This is a genomic window from Actinopolyspora mzabensis, from assembly GCF_900101095.1.
In the GTDB taxonomy this organism is placed as follows: domain Bacteria; phylum Actinomycetota; class Actinomycetes; order Mycobacteriales; family Pseudonocardiaceae; genus Actinopolyspora; species Actinopolyspora mzabensis.
In genome coordinates this window covers 300,882-320,767 of the sequence record NZ_FNFM01000006.1, presented here as the reverse complement: position 1 = coordinate 320,767, position 19,886 = coordinate 300,882, and the positions used below count along the sequence as shown (strand labels likewise).

At 68.8% G+C, this 19,886-nt stretch carries 16 protein-coding genes and 1 tRNA gene; 10 read left to right on the top strand and 7 right to left on the bottom strand.

Annotated elements, in window-relative coordinates:
* Positions 1-357 precede the first annotated feature (357 nt).
* Positions 358-546, top strand: a complete 189-nt coding sequence (locus BLR41_RS12325; protein ID WP_092628391.1) for a hypothetical protein — start codon at positions 358-360, stop codon at positions 544-546.
* A 97-nt stretch (positions 547-643) separates the two neighbouring features.
* Here the strand turns inward: BLR41_RS12325 and BLR41_RS12320 are convergent, their stop codons facing one another.
* Together BLR41_RS12320 and ssd are read right to left on the bottom strand one after the other, a co-directional pair.
* On the bottom strand, positions 644-1,039 hold the full coding sequence (locus BLR41_RS12320) for a hypothetical protein (RefSeq protein ID WP_092628248.1): 396 nt from the start codon (positions 1,037-1,039) through the stop codon (positions 644-646).
* A 785-nt stretch (positions 1,040-1,824) separates the two neighbouring features.
* Positions 1,825-3,162, bottom strand: coding sequence for a septum site-determining protein Ssd (gene ssd / locus BLR41_RS12315; RefSeq protein ID WP_245694097.1), 1,338 nt, complete (start codon positions 3,160-3,162; stop codon positions 1,825-1,827).
* Between the two features lie 580 nt (positions 3,163-3,742).
* On the opposite strand from ssd, the gene BLR41_RS12310 reads away from it, so the two are divergent.
* The 8 genes from BLR41_RS12310 to murQ all read left to right on the top strand — a co-directional run bounded on the left by BLR41_RS12310 (position 3,743) and on the right by murQ (position 13,404).
* Positions 3,743-4,564, top strand: coding sequence for an HAD-IB family hydrolase (locus BLR41_RS12310; RefSeq protein ID WP_245694096.1), 822 nt, complete (start codon positions 3,743-3,745; stop codon positions 4,562-4,564).
* Positions 4,565-5,233: 669 nt separating this feature from the next.
* Positions 5,234-7,072, top strand: coding sequence for a glycoside hydrolase family 3 protein (locus BLR41_RS12305; protein ID WP_218120094.1), 1,839 nt, complete (start codon positions 5,234-5,236; stop codon positions 7,070-7,072).
* Between the two features lie 63 nt (positions 7,073-7,135).
* On the top strand, positions 7,136-8,389 hold the full coding sequence (locus BLR41_RS12300) for an exo-beta-N-acetylmuramidase NamZ domain-containing protein (RefSeq protein WP_092628387.1): 1,254 nt from the start codon (positions 7,136-7,138) through the stop codon (positions 8,387-8,389).
* Positions 8,390-8,509: 120 nt separating this feature from the next.
* Positions 8,510-10,291 carry a serine hydrolase gene (locus tag BLR41_RS12295; RefSeq protein WP_245694094.1) on the top strand — a complete coding sequence of 594 codons (1,782 nt, stop codon included), beginning with the start codon at positions 8,510-8,512 and terminating at the stop codon, positions 10,289-10,291.
* A 158-nt stretch (positions 10,292-10,449) separates the two neighbouring features.
* Positions 10,450-10,842, top strand: coding sequence for a PPOX class F420-dependent oxidoreductase (locus BLR41_RS12290; RefSeq protein WP_092628244.1), 393 nt, complete (start codon positions 10,450-10,452; stop codon positions 10,840-10,842).
* Positions 10,843-10,855: 13 nt separating this feature from the next.
* Positions 10,856-11,296: a nuclear transport factor 2 family protein gene (locus BLR41_RS12285; protein ID WP_245694093.1), complete on the top strand. Its 441-nt coding sequence runs from the start codon at positions 10,856-10,858 to the stop codon at positions 11,294-11,296.
* 219 nt (positions 11,297-11,515) lie between these two features.
* Positions 11,516-12,445 carry a MurR/RpiR family transcriptional regulator gene (locus BLR41_RS12280; RefSeq protein ID WP_092628242.1) on the top strand — a complete coding sequence of 310 codons (930 nt, stop codon included), beginning with the start codon at positions 11,516-11,518 and terminating at the stop codon, positions 12,443-12,445.
* A complete protein-coding gene (gene murQ, locus BLR41_RS12275) occupies positions 12,442-13,404 on the top strand; it encodes an N-acetylmuramic acid 6-phosphate etherase (RefSeq protein WP_092628241.1) in 963 nt (320 codons plus the stop codon). Before BLR41_RS12280 ends, murQ begins: the two co-directional genes overlap by 4 nt.
* A gap of 99 nt (positions 13,405-13,503) precedes the next feature.
* Here the strand turns inward: murQ and BLR41_RS12270 are convergent, their stop codons facing one another.
* The 3 genes from BLR41_RS12270 to BLR41_RS12260 all read right to left on the bottom strand — a co-directional run bounded on the left by BLR41_RS12270 (position 13,504) and on the right by BLR41_RS12260 (position 17,103).
* Positions 13,504-14,055 carry a cysteine dioxygenase family protein gene (locus BLR41_RS12270; protein WP_092628380.1) on the bottom strand — a complete coding sequence of 184 codons (552 nt, stop codon included), beginning with the start codon at positions 14,053-14,055 and terminating at the stop codon, positions 13,504-13,506.
* A 222-nt stretch (positions 14,056-14,277) separates the two neighbouring features.
* Positions 14,278-15,186, bottom strand: a complete 909-nt coding sequence (locus BLR41_RS12265) for a LysR substrate-binding domain-containing protein (RefSeq protein WP_092628240.1) — start codon at positions 15,184-15,186, stop codon at positions 14,278-14,280.
* Between the two features lie 72 nt (positions 15,187-15,258).
* A complete protein-coding gene (locus BLR41_RS12260) occupies positions 15,259-17,103 on the bottom strand; it encodes a prolyl oligopeptidase family serine peptidase (RefSeq protein ID WP_092628378.1) in 1,845 nt (614 codons plus the stop codon).
* Between the two features lie 274 nt (positions 17,104-17,377).
* Here BLR41_RS12260 and BLR41_RS12255 point away from each other — a divergent pair, with 274 nt between their 5' ends.
* Entirely contained in the window at positions 17,378-18,415 is a 1,038-nt protein-coding gene (locus tag BLR41_RS12255) for a glycoside hydrolase family 25 protein (RefSeq protein ID WP_176797962.1), read from the top strand.
* Positions 18,416-18,587: 172 nt separating this feature from the next.
* Here the strand turns inward: BLR41_RS12255 and BLR41_RS12250 are convergent.
* A tRNA-Pro gene (locus tag BLR41_RS12250) sits at positions 18,588-18,661 on the bottom strand.
* 85 nt (positions 18,662-18,746) lie between these two features.
* The gene (locus BLR41_RS12245; RefSeq protein WP_092628237.1) at positions 18,747-19,709 is read right to left on the bottom strand and encodes a metallophosphoesterase; all 963 of its coding nucleotides are present in this window, start codon (positions 19,707-19,709) and stop codon (positions 18,747-18,749) included.
* Positions 19,710-19,886 lie beyond the last annotated feature (177 nt).

The window sequence follows — 19,886 nt, the reverse complement described above, 5'->3', positions numbered from 1 at the left end:
CCGCCCAGCCGGGGACGGGACCGAGCGGCGCGGGAGTCACCGCTGCCGAGTCAGCGGCAACGGGGTCGCGAAGCCCGAGTCGCATGGCACCGTTAGGCCATTCGTGTTAGGACTCTTCACGGCACACAGCGATGGCGAGCAACGAACTCCCGAAACACCGGTTCCGCACGGTCGGCGAACGGACACGTGTCCGGGAGGGAATGACGGGCGCTCGGTTCGGGTAACCGGCAACGGAGCCGGCGACGAGGAATCCGGCCGCGGGCTACGACAACCGAAGCCGGACTTCGGGGACCCGTGCCGTACCGACGGGGTCCACGCGGGGTCGGCGAAACTCACGCGAAAAGGGTGGGAGTCAAGTTGAACGAGCAGGGGTGGGAGACATCGGGCAACGACATCGCCGCGCTGCTGACCCGTTACGGCGAGCTCGCCGCGACACTGGAGGAAACCGAGGATCCGCGGCTCGCCGCGACCCTCCGCCTCCGGCTGGCGGAACTGGACGACGCGATCGACGCGCTCTCGTCCCGGATCCACCAGCCCGAGCACTGAAACATCGGTCCACAGTCGCGAATCGACCGCGAAGTGCCGCGGTGGGCCGGACCTGCCGCCCGGAGGGGCACCCGACCACCGGAGCGAAGAAGCCCGGTCAGGGATGCACTCCCAACATCGCCGCCGCGGTCTGCGCGGGCAACGAGGGCTCCGATTCGTAGCTCTCCTCGTAGGTTTCCACTGCCGGCCTGCCACGCGGCTGCGGCGGCACCGGAGCATCCGTCTCGTGCGCCCGCGCGCTGGCGAGCACACGCTGGATCTCGCGCTCGGTCACTTCGTGTGCACGCGCACTCGCGGCGCTGACTTCCTCTGCCGAGAGCATTCCCCTGGCAGCCGTATCGGCGAGCTCGGAACTGAACGCGGAGTGACGAGCCAGCACTCTGGCGATCTGGTCCACCATTTCGGAATCCACGGTTCCGGTAGCCGTACGAACAACACTCTCGGCGATCGTGACGTCCATGGGTCGCGGGCTGGAGCTGGAAGACTCGGACACCGCGAACCTCCTCCCGACAACTGTCCGAAATAGTCGTGGCCCCGGAAGGGATCCACGAGCATGTGGCCACGGAACACGGCACCCCTCGTCGCATTCGCGGCCTTCGCGCAAGAACTCTTCGGCGAGTTTACCGGTATTACCCCGAACTTTGCCGGGTCAAATTCGACATCAACCAAAAAGAATCTTCCTCGAAGATCGACAATCCCCCGGGCCGGAACGCACTCCGAGAACCGGGCGCCCGAAAGCCCCCGCACTCGAGAGCGATACCGTACCGATTCCTTCCATCGTGCGAACCGTCGCGAACGGAGCTAAGGTGTCCGCGGAGAGCCCACAAGACACGGATCCACCTGGGGGAAATCGGGGAAGAGCAGGGAAAACACCGTGACCGAACACGGGGGACACTGCCGGACACCGGCGCGTGCTCAGTTCGATACGGAGCGGTGAGCGCGTTTCGCCGCTGGTGCAGAGTACCGGCTCGCGGTGAGGGCTCCCTCGCGAGGAGAACCGGGGCCCGGAAGTGGGTCGGAACCGAGAGTCGGGCACGCGGCGCGCCGGGAGCACCGCGAAATCGTCGACACCACCGCTGCGAGGCGGATCCGGCACAACACTCGTGTCGAATTTCGACCTCGGGAACCATCACGGTGTTCCGCGGTCGGGTATCCCGAATCGCAACCGAAAAGAAGCGCGATTTTGACCGCGCACTTCAGTGATCTTTCCGCGTCCACGCGAAGCGGGAGCACCGAAAAGCCGAACACGAAACGTAAAACGGGGTTCGCCGTGTAGAGCTATCGAATCGGACGATCCTCCCCGCCGGTAGCACCGCAAGCGAACCGCAGCGGGGAACGGCCGTGCCGACCGAAGAACTCCCACCGATCAGCCGTTCCCGAGGCTTCGCCGGTGATCTCGTCCAGCAGGGTGAGCAGTTTCCTGCCCGCCCGAACCGGTGGCCGGTGCTCACCGAGCCGAACGGCACACAATCCGAACCGATCGATGAGCGCGGTGAGCCCACGGTCCGTTCGCATCGCGGTGAGCACTTCCAACCCCAGGGCTCTGCGAATGTCCACCAGACGCAATCCTCCGGGCGACGGCCCCCGCACGATCGCTCGCAGCTGTCCGGGCACGGCGTCCCGGACGGCGTCGAGCACTCCGCCCGCCGCGACGCAAGCACGTATCTCGGCCGGAACCACCAGCACCGTGAGATCGGCGCGACGCAGCACAGCCAGGGTGGACTCGTTCTGCACGCGGGGCAGGTCGCACACCACGGTCTGACCGGCTCTGCGGGCCGCGTCGAGCACGGCGCACACCGACTCGGGTGTCATGCCGCGCGGCACGTCCTCCCTGGAACAGCTCAGGGTGGCGATCTCGCCGGAACCGAGCCGCCGGGAGGGCAGGGCCTCCCGCAGCGCCGCCGCGGTGAACCTCCCGGTGCCCAGCGACAGTTCCGACCACCGCACCCCGGAAGTGTGTTCCTCCCCCAGCAGCAGATCCAGACCTCCGCCCAGTGGGTCGCAGTCGAGCAACGTGCAGTGGCCGCCCTTGCGAGCGGCGAGCACGCCGGTGACGGCGGCCAGTACCGAGGCCCCCGCGCCGCCGCTGCCGCCGAGCACCGCCAGCAGGCTTCCCTCCCGGGTTGGGACGTCCTCGGTGAGTTCGGTGAGCAGCCCCACCAGACGCTGCTCCTCGGAAACCAGTTCGACGGCGTGTTGCGCCCCGCTCCGGAAGGCGGCTCGCCAGAACTCCGGCTCCGCCCGAGCGGTGACCAGAATCAGCCCGGGGCGCCGTGGGAGCCCCACTGCCGAACACTCCTCGAGCGCCCTGGTATCCAGCAGCACCACGGGAGCCTCGTGCCAGGACCCACCCACCTCCCGTGCCGTGGCGACCCGGCGCGGCTCACAGCCCGCGGCCGCGGCCACTCCGGCCAGTTCCTCGGCGAGCCCCGGGTCGTCGGTGACGATCAGCGGTTCTCCCGGCGTCCCACGCGCCCGCACCGCGTGAGCCGGTACCGCGCCCCCCGACCTCGCCCGGCCCTGCCCCGTCCGGCCCTGCCCCGTCCGGCCCTGCCCCGTCCGGCCGTGTTTCTCCCGGCCCTGCTTCTCCCGACCCTGCTCCGCGTCTTCCGGCATCCCACTGGCACCCCCGATAGCGGTGTTGCCCGGGGCACGGCGAGTTCCCTCGGTGCCAACAACGACCGCCGCGTTCACCTTGTCCACATCCCTGTCCCGTCCACCGTGTGGCCGGGTGGGGCCGGTGCGCCAGCACGAGATCGAGGCGCTGTGGACGAGCGGGGGCCTCGTGGACAAAACCGAGGAACCACGGAATCGGAGAAAGAAGGGCGGCCCTCGCCAGGGGGGAGGGACGAGGGCCGCCAGTGGTTCAGCCCCGGGGGGTCGGGCTGAACTGTCCGGTGTACCGGACCTCCCCACTGTATCGCTCACCCTCGAACGGACGCGTTGCGTCCATTAGGAGGAATGTAGCGGACTGAAAACCTGCATTCGGACTAATCGAACCGTTCACATGCAGCTGCATCTGTACGTTGCGTGCTCGAAGCCGGGAGCAATTTCACCCGAAAGAGTTAACCGCCACGGCTCGTTCGCGGCCGACTCCAGGACGGCCGTCCGGACCGGTGGACGAGCTCGGAACGGCTCGCGAGCTCCTCGAACCGACTGGAACGCTTCCCGGCGCGACGGCTCTTATGCTGACGGGGTGACCCAGCATGCTCCCGAGAACCGCGAACGACGCGGGGCGGCGTTCTTCGATCTGGACAGGACGATCATCGCCCGATCGAGCACGCTCGCGTTCAGCAAACCGTTCTTCCGGGAAGGGCTGATCAACCGTCGGGCAGTCCTGAAGAGCACCTACGCCCAGTTCATGTTCATGCTCGCGGGCGCGGACAGCGACCAGATGGAACGAATGCGGCAGCACCTGACCTCGCTGTGCGCCGGGTGGGACGTCGAGCAGGTCGACGCGATCGTCGACGAGACGCTGCACGACATCGTGGATCCGCTGGTCTACCGGGAAGCCACCCAGCTCATCTCCGAACACCGCGCCGAGGACGACGACGTGGTGGTGCTCTCGGCGTCCGGCGAAGAGGTGGTGGCCCCCGTGGCCCGGCTGCTCGGCGTCACCAACTGGGCGAGCAGCCGGATGCGGATCGAGGACGGGCGCTACACCGGCGAGCTGGAGTTCTACTGCACCGGCGCCGAGAAGGCACGCGCGGCGGTCGAGATCGCCGAGCGGGAGGGGTACCGGCTGTCGGAGTGCCACGCCTATTCGGACTCGCTCACCGATCTGCCGCTGTTGGAGCTGGTGGGCCACCCGACCGTGGTCAACCCGGACCGGGGCCTCCGCAAGGAGGCGGCGCAGCGCGGCTGGCCCGCGCTGGTGTTCGAACACCCGGTGTCGCTGCGGGCACGGTTCCCCACTCCGTCCGCGACCACCGTCACCACCACCGTCGTGGCGTTGGGCGTCGTCGCCGCCGGAGTGGTTTACGGGCTGTGGTGGCGGCGATGGCACGCGAAGCGGTGAAGTCGGTGGCCGAGTGCCCAACCCGTGAGCCGGATCGCCGCCGGCACCGCTGGGGGAGCGCCCGACCCCGACGCGTCGCCTTCCCCACCCACCTGGCCCGATCCCGGGAGAGGATCTCGCTCCGGGACTTGCGAGAGCTCGCCGCGCGGTCTAAAAAGGAAGTACGGAACCCTGGTTGGCCAGGGACGTTGCGGAGGAGAAGCAGCGTCCTCCCGACGGGGCTCCGGGCGCGATGGCGGGAACCCACGCGCAGCCGCTGAATAAAGGCAAAGTCGTTCTCAGGGTTGCGTACCGGGACGCCGGGCGCCGAGCCCGCAGGATACGACAACTAGCACACGCTTGGTAACCCGCAGGTTCGCGCCGGGAGAGTGGCGCTCGTCAGTCGAACTGGCGGGCGCCACCATCATGTCCGGGGATCGAATCCTGGCACGTCCTGCCGCGGGCGAGTCCTGCCCTGGCCGAGTCGTGCGGGCTGGAACCACTCACCCGAAAAGTCACCAGCCCGGCGCGTAGCGTTGACCGCCTCACACACCGTGGGTAACTTACACCCCGATCCGGTATCCGGTGGGACACTCACGGTTCTCCCATGCGTTCGGTTCTCCGCCGCGTCCCAGAACCAACGACGGCCGCCACCGGCGAATCCAAGTTCCGTGGAACGGGAGCTCCCTCGTGGCAGCGACATTCGGCAGGCGGCAGCTCGGTACTGTCGCGCTGGGAACGGCGACGCTGGGCACCCTGGCCGCCGCCGACGGGAGAAACGGACAGCACCCCCCGGGCACGTTCGATGCGGCAGGAACCGACCGGCCACCGCTGACGGGGACGACCGACTGGGCCCGCCGCACGGTGCGGAACATGTCGCTACCGCAGAAGGTGGGGCAACTCTTCGTGACGGTGGTGTACGGGGCCACGGCCGACACCGACCACCCCACCAACCGCACGGAGTACGGGGTGGGCTCCCCCGCCGAGGTGGTACGGCGGTTCGGGCTCGGCGGCGTCATCCACTTCTCCTGGACGGACAGCCTGCGGGAGCCCCGGCAGATCGCCGAACTCTCGAACGGGTTGCAGCGGGCCGCGCTGGATTCGGGGGCCGGGATTCCACTGACCATAGCCACCGACCAGGAACAGGGCGCCATCACCCGGATAGACGAACCCGCGACGGTACTGCCCGGCAGCATGGCGCTGGGCGCGGCCCGCGAGACGGGCGCGGCGGAGCGGGCGGCACGCATCACCGGCCGAGAGCTGCGCGCCATGGGCATCACCCAGAACTTCGCGCCGGTCGGGGACGTCAACGTCAATCCGGAGAACCCGGTCATCGGGGTGCGCTCCTTCGCCTCCTCACCGGAACTGGCCGCGGAACTGACCCGCTCCCAGATACGCGGCTACCAGCGCGCGGGAGCGGCGCGAAACACCGTCTCGGCCACCGTCAAGCACTTCCCCGGTCACGGCGACACCAGCGTGGACAGCCACACCGACCTTCCAGTCATCGACCACGACGAACGGCAGTGGCGACGGCTGGACGCGCCGCCGTTCCGAGCCGCGATCGACGAGGGCACCGACGCGGTGATGACGGGGCACCTGAAGTTCCCCGAACTCGACCCCTCCGGAGAACCGGCGACGCTTTCGCACCGCATTCTCACCGGGCTGCTGCGCGAGGAACTCGGTTTCCAGGGGGTGGTGGTCACCGACTCGCTGCGGATGGCGGGAGTGCACGAGCTCCACCCCGCCGAGGACGTTCCCGTGCTGGCGCTGGAGGCTGGCGCCGATCAGCTGCTGATGCCGGGAGACCTCTCCGCCGCGATCGGGGCGGTGACCGATGCCGTGCGTTCGGGCAGGCTGGCCGAACGGGACATAGACAACAGCGTACTGCGGATCCTGAGCATGAAGGACCGCCGTGGGACGGTCTCGACCCCCCTGGTGGACCCGGCGGAGGTGGAACGGACGGTCGGCACTGCCTCACACCGGCGGCAGGCGCTGCGGATCACCGACGACTCCGTGACGGCGCTGCGCGACGACACCGGCCTGCTGCCACTGCGGACAGCGGTGGGAAGCGTGTTCGTCACGGGGTGGGGCGAAACAACCACCGCCGAACTGGCCGCCGAGGTCCGGCGGCAGCATCGGATGACGGAAACGCTGCACACCGGGGAATCCCCGGAAGAGCGACTGATCGGCGAGGCGGCCGACCGCGCCGAACGACACGACGTGACGATCGTGCTGACCAACGGTGCCTGGCGGGACTCCGGCGGTGCGCAACGCGAGCTGCTCCGCTCGTTGAGCCGGGCGGGCGACCGCGTGATCGCAGTGGCGGTGCGCGACCCCTACGACGCCGCCTGCGTCGACGAAATCGGCACCTGGCTGGCCACCTACTCCTACCGGCAGGTGTCGATGCGATCCCTGACAAGAGTGCTGTTCGGTGTGGTGTCCCCCTCGGGCAAGTTGCCGGTGCCGGTCCCCGATCCGGACCGCCCCGACGCACCGCGTTATCCGTTCGGCCACGGAATCACCTGGTGAGGTAGCGAGTTGGGTGAACTTGACCGCAGGAGGTTCCTGCTCTCCTCCGCAGTGACGGCTCCGATGCTCGGGCTCACCGGGGCATCGGCCGCCAGTACCGAACAGGACTCCGAACGGGACTCCGGGCGAGGAGCCGGCCGCCGACCGGTACGGACCGGAGCCGACGAACTCGCCGCCGCGGGATGGGAACGTCTCCGCGGCCCCCGGCTCGGCGTGATCGCCAATCCGACTTCCGTGGTAACCCGGCCGCGGGCGGGGCTGCCACACATCGTCGACGAGATGCACTCCGCCGAGGGCGTCGAGGTGGTGGCCGTTTTCGGCCCGGAACACGGCTTCCGGGGCACCGCGCAGGCGGGCGGTTCGGAAGGTGACTACACCGATCCCCGAACCGGGATACCGGTCTACGACACCTACGGGGCGGACACGGCGAAACTCGCCGGGATGCTGCGGCAGGCCTCGGTCGACCGGCTGGTGTTCGACATCGCCGACGTCGGAACGCGTTTCTACACCTACGTCTGGACGATGTACACCGCGATGCGGGCGGCAGTGCGGGTTGGGGTGCCGCTGACCGTGCTGGACCGGCCGAACCCGCTGGGCGGGCGCGCGGCCGGGCCGGTGCTCGATCCCGAGTTCGCCTCCGGGGTGGGTGAGCTGCCGATCGCACAGCAACACGGCATGACCGTCGGCGAGCTGGCACGCATGTTCGACGCCGAGTTCCTGCCCGAGCGGGAGAAGGAGCGACTCCCCGGGCTGGACGTGGTCGAGATGTCCGGCTGGTCCCGGGAACACTCGTTCACCGAAACCGGGTTGCCGTGGATACCGCCGAGCCCGAACATGCCCACACCGGACACCGCCCTGGTCTATCCCGGTACCGGGATGTTCGAGGGCACGGTGTTCTCGGAGGGCAGAGGAACCACCAGACCCTTCGAGATCATCGGCGCGCCCGGAGTGGACCGGCGCTGGGCGGAACGACTCAATTCGGAGGGCACGACCGGGGCCTACTTCCGGGAGACCCACTTCGTGCCGACCTTCTCCAAGCACCGGGGAAAGACCTGTGGCGGAGTGCAGCTCTACCGCACCGGGGAGGCGGAGTTCGACGCGATCGGCACCGCGGTGCGGATGCTCGTGCAGGCCCGACGGCTCTATCCGGACGCGTTCGGGTGGCGCTCGGACCACTGGATCGACAACCTCACCGGATCCGCCCGGCTGCGCGAGATGATCGACGCGGGCGCCGACACCGCCGACGTCGTCGGGGCCTGGGAGGAAGAGCTGGCCGATTTCCGGCGGCGACGCCGGCCCTACCTGCTCTACCGGTGAACCGGCATCACGGGGGACCCGGCAGTGGAGCAGGAACCGGCAGGGGAACAAGCACCGGACAGGGGAGCAAGCACCGGACAGGGGACCACACACCACCGACCGAACACGGGAACCGAGTCGATGAAGTTCCAGCGCCGTGAGGTGAGGATGCGCAACCCGCTGCTGGTGACGGCACTGCTGTCGATGCTGACCGTGACGACCTGCGCTTCCGCGCCCGCGCCCGGAGTGCGGTCGAGCGGACGCTTCGATCTGCCGCACGAGGGATTCTCCGCCGCGGACACGCGCCTGCGCGACGCCACCCCCCGCCGGGCCGGGCTGGCGCCCGCACCGATCCGGGAAGCCACCGCTCGTCTGGCCGAGTGGAGCGAATCCACTCCGGAGCGGGAGAAACCGATGTACGCGGGCGCGGTGAGCCTGCTGGCCCACGACGGCATGGTGGTCAGCCACGAGGCGGTGGGATACGAACTGCGCTACGCCGACGGCGCGGGCACCGAACTTCCCGCGGGGCGCCAGGAGAGAACCTCCCCGGACACGATCTTCGATCTCGCCTCGATGACCAAGCTGTTCACCTCCGTGGCGGTGTTGCAGCAGGTCGAGGCCGGGCACGTCGAGCTGACCGAACCGGTCGCGCGGTACCTGCCCGAGTTCGGCAACCACGGCAAGTCGGAGATCACGGTGCGCCAGCTGCTGACCCACACCTCCGGACTGCAGTCGGTGGTGAAACTGTGGGAACTGCCGGAACGACAGCGGATTCCGCACGTGATGAACCTCGAACCGGTCGCCGAGCCGGGCAGCACCTACAACTACTCCGACCCGAACATGATCGTGCTCGGTGAGCTGCTCCAACGGGTGACCGGACGGCGATTGGACAGCGTGATCTCCCGGGGGATCACCGAACCGCTGGGCATGACCGACACGGGCTACCTGCCACCGTCTTCCAAGCTGCGCCGGATCGCGGCCACGGAGTTCCAGAGCGATCCGCCCCGCGGCATGGTGCGTGGCGGGGTGCACGACGAGAACGCCTGGTCACTGGGAGGCATAGCAGGACACGCGGGAATTTTCGGCACGGCGGAGGACCTGGCCGTGCTCGGGCAGGCGATCCTCAACGGGGGAAGCTACGACGGCGAGCGCATCCTGCGCGAGCGCAGCGTGGAGTTGATGCTGACCGACTACAACACCGAGTTCCCGGAGCACTCGCACGGCCTCGGCTTCGAGCTGGCGCAGCGCTGGTACATGGCGGGGCTGACCGGTCCTCGCAGCGCGGGGCACACGGGGTACACGGGGACGTCGATGGTGCTCGATCCGCGGTCACGCTCGATGGCGATCCTGTTGACCAACCGCGTCCACCCCTCGCGGGAGTGGGGGTCGAACAACCCGGCGCGGGTGGCACTGGCACAGGGCCTGGCCCGCTCCATGGCCGTGGAGCCACGGCGCGGCCCGACCGCCTGGTTCACGGGCGGTGGAGCCTCGGAGGCGGAAACCACGTTGACCACCGATTCCGTGGCGACCGGCGGGCGGCTGCGGGTGTCGTTCGAGGCGTTCGTGGACACCCAGCGGGACACCGACGGGGCCGACCGGTTGCTGGTGGAGTACAGCGACGACGAGGGGACCTCCTGGCACCCGGTGCGGCTGCACACCAGAGGTCCGGGATCCCCGAGGCATCCCGTGACCGAACTGGCCGGTTCCGGTCACCGCGCCTGGTGGCGGGTGCGCGGCACCGTTCCGGAGGGGCGTTCCGGGCGAACGCTGGTGCGGTGGCGTTTCGTGCCGGACGAACGGTACGTGGGCAGGGGGGTCTATCTGGACGGCATCAGGCTTTCGGCCGGGGGCCGGACGGTGCTCGACGGCGAGGCCGAGGCGAGCAGGCTGCGCGGATCGGGGTTCCTGGTGGCACAACGCTGAGTCGGGGGCCGCCGGCCGCCTCGTCGCGGGAATCCACCGGGAAAGGCCGAGTCCTTCGAACGGGTCGAACACGGAGCTTTTCGATGCGGGCACCCGGCGTGATTTCGCGATAGCGTGCCCGATGTCGACCGTGTTCACCCGGCAGGAGGGAAAAGGCCTTGTCCGTGATTCCGGAGGACCTAGAGGACATCCTGAACAAGCGCTCGTTCGCGCACATCGCCACGATCGGACCGAAGGGAGAACCACACACCAGTCCGGTGTGGATCGACTGGGACGGGCAGTACCTCAAGTTCAGTCAGACCACCACGCGCCAGAAGTACCGGAACCTGCAGCGGGAGCCGCGACTGGCGATTTCCGCACTCGACCCGGAACAGCCCTACCGCTACATCGAGGTTCGCGGCAGGGTCGCCCGGGTGGAGGACGACCCGGACCGTGCGTTCATCAACCGGATGGCGAAGAAGTACATGGACGCCGACGAGTACCCCTACGACCAGCCGGGTGATCACCGGGTGATCGTCTACGTGGAGCCGCAGCACACCACCCGAATGTGAGAACTGATCGGATGTGAGCGCGGAGCGGGCGCACGTCGGTGGAACCGGCTCGACCGGCGACGGCGGAGCCATCTACGCTCCGCGCATGGTGGATCCCGGAACGGATTTCGACGAGGTCGTCGCGCACGAACTGGAACTGCTCGAGCCCCGCGTGCGCGACGATCCGGAAACCGTTCGCGCGCTGCTGCACCCGGAGTTCACCGAGTTCGGCGCCTCCGGAGCGGTGTGGGACCGGGATACGATCACCACTGCCACGGGCTCCGACAGCTCGGAACGGATCACGGCCACGGAACTTCGACCGGCGCGGATCGACTCCGACACGATCCTGCTCACCTACACGGCACACCGGGGTGAAGTGAAGACCATTCGCAGTTCGGTGTGGCTCAGGCAGGGCGACGACTGGCGCCTGCGCCACCACCAGGGAACGCCGTGCCCACCGGAAGCCACCGCGTGAGTCCCCGAGCCGCAGCGGCCGTCGCGGCGTTGACCAGCATCCGCCCCGGTCGTGTGAGAACACTCGGAGAACCTCACCGCGCCGTAGCCGCTGCTTCCGGTAATCATCCCGAAAAGGCGGCGGAAACCGCCCCCGGTGGCCTAGTCTGATGGTGGTGTACGTGGTTCCCGCCCACCGCTCCGTTTGACCGAGCAACAGTGATGTTAGTAACTTTCCCACATGGCCACTCCAGACGAATCCGGCATCGAATCCGGTGAGCACAGCCCGCTCGTCCGGATTCGTTCGCTGCTGCCCGGCCTGGCGCGCGCCGAGCAGCGAGTGGCCCGCATAGTGCTGGCCGACCCCTACTCGATCGCGCACCGCAGCATCACCGACGTCGCCGAGGCGGCGGAGACGAGCGAGACCACCGTCACCCGGTTCTGCAAGGCCGTGGGGGTCAGCGGGTACCCCGAGCTCCGCATCGCGCTCGCCGCCGAGACCGCGCGCACGACCAGCAGGGACCGCGACCTGGGCAGCGAGATCTCCGAAACGGACGACCTCGGCCAGATCGTCGACAAGATCGGGTACGCGGACGCGCGTGCCGTGGAGGAAACGACGGAGCAGCTCGACGTCACCGCGCTGCGTTCGCTGGTGGACGCGGTGGCCCGGGCACGCCGGATCGACGTCTACGGAGTCGGGGCGAGCGGGTTCGTGGCTCTGGACCTGCAGCAGAAGCTGCACCGGATCGGCCTGACCTGCTTCGCCTGGCCGGACACGCACAACGCGCTGACCTCGGCGGCCATCCTGGAGCCCGGCGACGTGGCCCTCGGGGTCTCACACACCGGCGCGACCACCGAAACCGTGGAGGTGCTGCGCGAAGCGGGCACCCACGGCGCCACCACGGCCGCGATCACGAACTTCGAACGTTCCCCGGTGACCGAGATCGCCGACCTGGTACTGACCACGGCCGCCCGCGAAACCACCTACAGGTCAGGCGCCATGGCCAGCAGGATCGCCCAGCTGACCGTGATCGACTGCCTGTTCGTGGGGGTGGCGCAGCGCCACATCGAAGACGCCAAGACAGCGCTGCAGGCGACTTCTCAGGCCGTCGGCAACCACCGACTGCGGGTGCGGCCCGACAAGCGCAGACACCGGGAGGACAGCCCGTGAGCCGGAACGGTGCGCCCCGGGACTCCCGAACCGAGTGGTCCGCCGATCGCGGTGGCCACCCCACGCCCGGGGAGTCGCCGACCGAACGGAGCAATCCGCGCACCACGGACATCGACCTGCTCAACACGCTCGACCTGCTGCAACGGCTCAACACCGAGGACCGCTCGGTGCCGGAAGCCGTCGGGAGCTCACTGCCCGAGTTGGCGCACGCCGTGGACCTCGCGGTGAAGGCGCTGGAATCCGGCGGCAGGGTGCACTACGTCGGCGCCGGCACCTCCGGGAGGCTGGCCGTGCTGGACGCCGCCGAACTCGTCCCGACGTTCAACGTGCCGGAGGGCTGGTTCGTGGCTCATCTCGCCGGGGGCGAAGCCGCGCTGCGCGAGGCGGTGGAGAACGCCGAGGACGACGACGCCGCCGGAGCGAGCACGATCGAGCGCGACGCCACCGCGAACGACTTCGTGCTCGGCCTGGCCGCCTCGGGGAACACGCCCTACGTGCTCGGTGCGCTGGAAGCGGCGCGCACGCTCGGCGCCGGAACCGGTCTGGTCTCCTCCAACCCGCACGGGCGGGCCGCGGCAGCGGTGGACACGGCGATCACCGTGGACACCGGACCGGAGCCGATCACCGGCTCCACCAGGATGAAGGCGGGAACGGCCCAGAAGCTGGTGCTGACCTCGTTCTCCACCGCGGTGATGATCCGGCTGGGACGCACCTACTCCAACCTGATGGTCAGCATGGTGGCCACCAACGCCAAGTTGCGGGCACGCACCGTACGGATCCTGTGCGAGGCCACGGGGGCGCCCGCGGAAACCTGCGAGCCCGCGCTGCACCGAGCGGGAGGCGACCTCAAGACCGCCCTGGTCCATCTGCTGGGCGAGGTGGACGTCGAAAGCGCCTCGGACGCGCTGCGCGAGGCAGCCGGGCACGTCCGGGAGGCACTGCGCGCGTTGCGCTCCTGAGGCCGGCGACCGGTGGGCCACCGGAGCAGCCCTCCGCTCACCCCACCTCGGGAGGTTTCGCCGTGCGAACAGCCGTACAACCCGACCGGAAAACTCCGATCACTCGTGCACCGGGAGCTCGTAGACCCGCCGCACGCTGGTGCCCAGCTCTCCGATGTCGGCGCCGTAGACGTGCAGCGAGATCGCCGTTCCGGTGCCGCAGTTGCGGACACGGTGAATGTCCCCGGGAGGGGCGAATCCGCAGGTCTCCCCCACTTGGTTGGTGACCAGCTCCGTCGGAACCAGCCAGGCGCCCTGCTCGGATTCGCGCACCCGGTAGTGCTGTTCGCTCTCGGCCCCTTGGTAGACGCCGGTGACGCACCACGCGACGTGATCGTGTACCGGGGTCTGCTGTCCGGGCAGCCAGACCAGCGCCACCACGGAGAAACTCGCGTCCGGTTCCACGTGCAGCACGTGCTGCAGATAGCGCTCCGGGTCGCCGCGTCGCTGCTCCTCGGTGAGCAGCCCGGGAACGTCGAGGAACGGCCGCAGCGCCTCCTTTACCAGGTCGGCGGTGTGGGCCTGGTTCACTCCGGCGCGCACGCGGTCACGGATCACGTCAGTCAGCTCGGTCAGCCGAGGGCTCGATAGCTCGCTCCGCATGGTGGTCATGTCGAAACCATGCACAGCCGACCGGTCCCCGGTCGACCACCGAATTCTTTGGCGGGTGCTAACCGGGCTTATAGCCGCACGGAACGGGCACCGCGCCGGGAAGGAAGCATGATCCACACCACTACCGAGAACCGAGGGAACCCCACGAGGAGCGGCGGGGACCGGGGACAGGGCGGGCGCCACGGGAACCGCCGAGGACCGGCGTGAACGCGGTCGCACCGCTCACCCCTCGGCGACGATCTCCGCACCGAGTCCGCCGAACGTCTCCAGCAACAACGCGGTGGCCGGTATCCGGTGCTGCTCCCACAACGCGTAGGCCGTCACCCTGCGGGGACGCAGTCCTTCCACCGGTATGCCGACCACATCGGGGTGCCGCAGGAAGGAAAGCACCAGCGAGGGCATCAACGCGATCCCCACCCCCGCGGCCACCAGCCCCTGCACCGCCAGGTTGTCGTCCGTCGTGAAGGCGACGTCCGGCTCGAACCCCGCGCTCTCGCAGGAACGCAGGAAGTGGTCCCGGCATCTCGGACAACCCGCGATCCAGCGTTGTCCGGCCAATTCCCGCAGCGCCACCGACTCGCGCTCGGCCAGCGGGTGCGCCACCGGCAGCACCGCCACCATCGGGTCGTCCAGCACGTCGGTCCCCGTGATGTCGTTCCCGGCGGGCTCCTCGATGTCGGGGTAGCTGAAAGCCAGCGCGACATCGCACTCCCCCCGACGCAGCGCCTCCAGTGAGTCGGGGGGTTCGGCCTCGCTGAGCTGGATGCGCAGCTCAGGGTGGCTTGCCGTGATCCGCGCGACCGCGCTGGGCACCAGCGTGGCGCTGGCGCTGGGGAAGGCACACAGCCGGACGCTGCCACGGCGCAGCTCGCGAACCGCGGTGATCTTGTTCGCGGCCGCGGTGAGGTCCTCGACCACCGAGTCGGCGTGTCCGGCCAGGATGCGGCCCGCTTCGGTGAGTTCCAGCCCCCCGCTCGCGCGCAGGAACAGCGGAGTCCCCAGCGCTCGCTCCAGAGCACGCATCTGCTGGCTCACGGCGGGCTGGCTGTAGCCGAGACTACGTGCCGCCGCCGTGTAGGAACCGGTGCGCACCACCTCGTGAAACACGCCGATGTAGCGGGGATCGACCATTACCGCAGCATAGGAGCCGCTCAGCCTCGGGCGCACCACCGTGACCGGCTCGTACCGCGTCTCGGCGGCTGCTCAGTGGTTCCCCACCGTCCGCCTGGCGAAATGGATCTCGGTGGCCACCTGCTTGAGGGTCTCGGCGATGACCAGTGAACCGTGCCCGGCGTCGTAGCGGTAGAACTCGAACGGCAACTCCCGTTCCCCCAGCCGGTCGAGGTAGTTCAACACCTGCTGGATGGGGCACCGGGGATCGTTGTCGCCCGCGAGGACCAGGACCGGGGCCCGCACCCGATCGACGTGGGTGATGGGGGAGCACTCCCGGTAGACCTCCGGGAGCTCCTCGGGCGAACCACCGAACAGCGCCCGGTCGTAGGCACGCAGCGGTTCCATCTCGTCGGCGAAGGCCGAGACGTAGTCCGCCACGGGGACACCGGCCACTCCGCAGGCCCAGCGGTCCGGCTGGGTCCCCAACGCGAGCAGCGTGAGATAACCACCCCAGGAGGCACCGGCGACCACGCTGAGCTCCGGGGTCGTCAGCCCGTTGTCGATCGCCCAGTCCTGCACCAGCGCCACGTCCTCCAGTTCGGTGAGGCCGGGGCGTCCCTCGATGGCGTCGCGCCACGCCGAGCCGTAACCGGTGGAGCCCCGGTAGTTCACCTCCACCACGGCGAACCCGGCTTCCAGCCAGGCGGCTCGGTAGGACGAGAACCGGTCCTCATCGGCCGCGTGCGGACCACCGTGCAGACTGAACACCGTGGGAAGCGGCTCGTCACCCGCATCCTCCGGCCGCGCGAGCAACGCGTGCACCGTGTCGTTGGGACCGTGCGGAACCGGCACGAACACGTCCTCGACCGGTTGCGACTCGGGGGGCCGGACCCCGCCGGGGGTCAACAGCACGCTGTCCTCGCCCTCCCGCGAGAGCACTCGCACCCGACCGGGCACGGCGGCCGAGGACCAGGTGTACTCCACGGCACCGTCCGGCCGCACGGAAGCCGCCCCCACGGTGCCCTTCGAGGTGGGCAGCCGCACGAGCGTGCCGGTCGCGATCTCGTAGCGGTACAGCGTCGTGCGTGCCTGATGCGTGTGCGCGATCAGCAGTGCCGAACCGTCCGGGTACCAGTCGGCCGCGACCTCACCGGGCAGGCCGAGGTCGAGTTCGGTCTCGGTGTCGGTGGCCACGTCCCAGATGAGCAGTTCCTCGCGGCCGTAACGCTCGTGCGAGACGAGCAGCCTGGTGTCACCGGAGACCGGCGCGAAGTCCAGGGCGCCCAGCCCCAGACCGGAGCCGTCCCACTTCTCGGCGAGCTTCGACCCGTCGGCACTGCGCAGCACGCGCAGTGCGGGGTGCCTGCTGTCACCGTGCTCGGAGTGGGACAGCACCAGCAGGCTCTCGTCCCAGGACATCCCCGTCAGGCCGCCGTCCTGCTCGTGCTGGTAGATCACCGTGGGGGCCGCACCGTCGCGGGAGATCCAGACTGTGACCCCGTCGTCGGTGGACATCCCGAGCGCGAGCACGCTCGATCCCAGCTCCAACCCGGCCGGATACCCGGCGTGAGTTCCGGGCAACGCCTCGACGGCTGCCGTGTCGTGCTTCTCGAACGGCTCGCTGCGCCACACGCCGAACTCGTCGCCGTCGGTGTCGTCGAACCACCAGATGTGCTTGCCGTCCGCGGCGAGCGTGCCGTGGAACGTGCCGTTCGGCCGGTCGGTGACCTGCCGGTGGGAGTCGTCGGCACGGTCCCAGGCGTAGAGCTCCCAGGTCCCGCTCACGTTCGACACGTACAGGCTCCGTTCCGGAGCGTCACGTGCCCAGTCCGGCATCGAGACGCGGGGGGCGCTGAAACGCGCACGCCAGCGGTCCTCCTTGTCCGCGTCGTCGAACAGGGTCGCTGGGATCTCGGCGCTGGGATACGTGCTCACGACACCGATACTGCCCGATCGGGCAACCTCACCGGCAACGGGGATGTGGTGTCCCTCGCCGGCGTGCTTCACACGAGAGAGTGAGGGATACAAGCCGGTCGAAGGATTGTCACTTCGCCGACGAGTCAGGATGATCGAGACGTCTCGCTCTGCCGGAACTCATCGAGAACAAGACCTCACCGAAAGAACCCGGGTGCCCGGAGTCCCACGAGGAACGCCGGGAACGACGGGTCCCGAGCACGCAAAATCTCCCGCGAGCTCATGTGGAGCAGGAATGATCTACGGAATCGACGTTTCGCACTATCAGGGCTCGTTCGACATGCACCGGGCTCGGGCCGAGGATTTCGAGTTCGTGTTCATCAAGGCCACGGAGGGGACCGGATTCGTCGACGCCAGGTTCAAGGCCAACCTGGCGTCCGCACGTGCGGCCGGACTGCTGGTAGCCGCCTACCACTACCAGCGGGAGGACTACTCGGCGAGGGCGCAGGCCGATCACGTCGCCCGGGTGGTGCCCCCCGAGGTACCGGTGATCCTGGACGTGGAGGAGGGCGGCGGTGGAACCCGGCTGACCGGTGAGCTGCTGGGTGAGCTGCACGCCCGCGGCTTCGGAACCCCGTTGCTCTACCTTCCCGAGTGGTACTGGCAACGCCTGGGAAGGCCGGACCTGTCCGGATTCCCACCACTCTGGAAATCCCGCTACCCGGACAACAACGGCGGTTACGCCAGCGAGATCTACCAACGCGTACCCGAACACTTCTGGAGTGACTACGGCAACAACCGGGTGGCCGTGCTGCAGTTCACCAGTTCCGCCACCGTCGCAGGCCAACGCCCCGTAGATGCCAACGCCTACCGGGGGAACCGGCAACAGCTGGAAGCACTGCTCGATCCACGGGGAGAAGACATGCGTGACGACGAACGAAACGCCATTTTCAGCATTCTGGAACAGCTCACCGGCAGCCGCGTTCCCGGCCAGTACCCGGGTTGGAAGTCCCAAGTGAACAGCGAGGTGAGCCTGACCACCCTCGATTTCATCAGGGCCATCGACAAGCACACCTTCCGGCTGCACCAGCGGTACGCCAAGGACGCCGTCGCGACCCGGCAGGGCGGTAACGGGCACGAGCAGGACGGTAACGGGCACGAAGCGCGGGAGGGGACGGCCGAACAAGCGCTGCGGACGATGATCTCCGAGGCGGTTACGGCCTCACTGGGAGCCGACGATCCGCGGCACGAGGACGTGGTCGACGCCGTTACGGCGCGGCTGAGCGCGGCGGTGCCGTATCAGCAGCTCGAGGCCCCCCGGAGCGACAACTGAGGGTTTCCGCTCGGGTGGCTGAGCCACTCCCCCGGCGTCATCCCCGGGGCGCCTCACCGTGGGCGCCCCGGTAGTGGAGGAGCCCAGAGCTCGGGTAGGCACCCGACTCGGCTGGACACACGAAAATCCGGCTGCCGACTCCGGAAGGAGAGTCGACAGCCGGATCTTGTTGTCGGGGTGGCGGGATTTGAACCCACGACCTCCTCGACCCGAACGAGGCGCGCTCCCAAACTGCGCTACACCCCGGTACCCCACCGAAACCATCGAATCGGCGGTTCCCATTGGTTGTGCCGACCACGCGGTGGATCTCCGTGTGACGGCACGACAAAGTCTATCCCACGCCCGTGCCGGATTCGACAGGGGTCCCCGTAACGGAGTGAGCGAGGCCCTCCTCCGGCCGCTGCGAACGCGGTACCAGCGTCAACAGCGTCGCCTCGGGTGGACAGGCGAACCGCACGGGCGCGTAGGGCGAGGTCCCGAGTCCGGCCGAAACGTGCAGCCGCATGTGCTCACCCCACTCGGAGGCTCCCTTGGCGCGCCCCCGGTCCAGCTCGCAGTTGGTCACGATCGCGCCGAAGCCCGGGACGCAGAGCTGTCCCCCGTGGGTGTGCCCCGCGAGCACCAGGTCGTAACCATCGCCGTCGAAGGCGTCCAGCACCCTGGGTTCCGGCGAGTGGGTGACACCCAGACTCAGCCCCACCTCGGCGGGCGGCTTACCCTCGATCTCCGTATAGCGGTCCCGCTTGAGATGCGGATCATCCAGCCCGGCGGTGTGCATGGTGACCCCGCCCACCGTCAGCTGCCGCCGCCGATGGGTCAGATCCAGCCAGCCGCGTTCCGTCATGGCGGCACGCAGATCCCGCCACGGCAACGGCCTTCCCCTGATGCGCTTCTTCTTGCCGGAGGGCAACAGGTACCGTGCCGGGTTCTTGGGTTTCGGGGCGTAGTAGTCATTGCTGCCGAACACGAACATCCCCGGGCGGTCCAACAACGGCCCCAGCGCCCGCAACACCGCCGGGACGGCCTGCGGATGCGCCAGATTGTCGCCGGTGTTTACGACCAGGTCGGGTTCGAGCTCGTCGAGCGCGGCGACCCAGCGCTGTTTGGAGGTCTGGTTCGGGGTCATGTGCAGGTCCGAGATGTGCAGCACCCGAAGCCGCGGACTCGATTCCCCGAGTACCGGCAGTGTGGCCTTGCGCAGTGTCCAGTGCGTGCGCTCGATTCCCGCCGCGTAACCGAGCGCCGAGGCCCCGAGAGCACCGGTGGCGAGCAGAGTACGACCGAAGGTGTTCACGGCACCCAGCCTACGAGAACGCACAGACCCGAGCCGCGTGGCGGTCACGTGTTCTCGGATCCTCCGCGGGGACTCCGCGTTGCACCGTCCCCTTGAAGCCAGGCGCGAAATCGCCGCGCCGCTGTCGCCGACGAAGGCCGGGCTCCCACCACCCTCGCAGCGGTACCGACCGCGGGT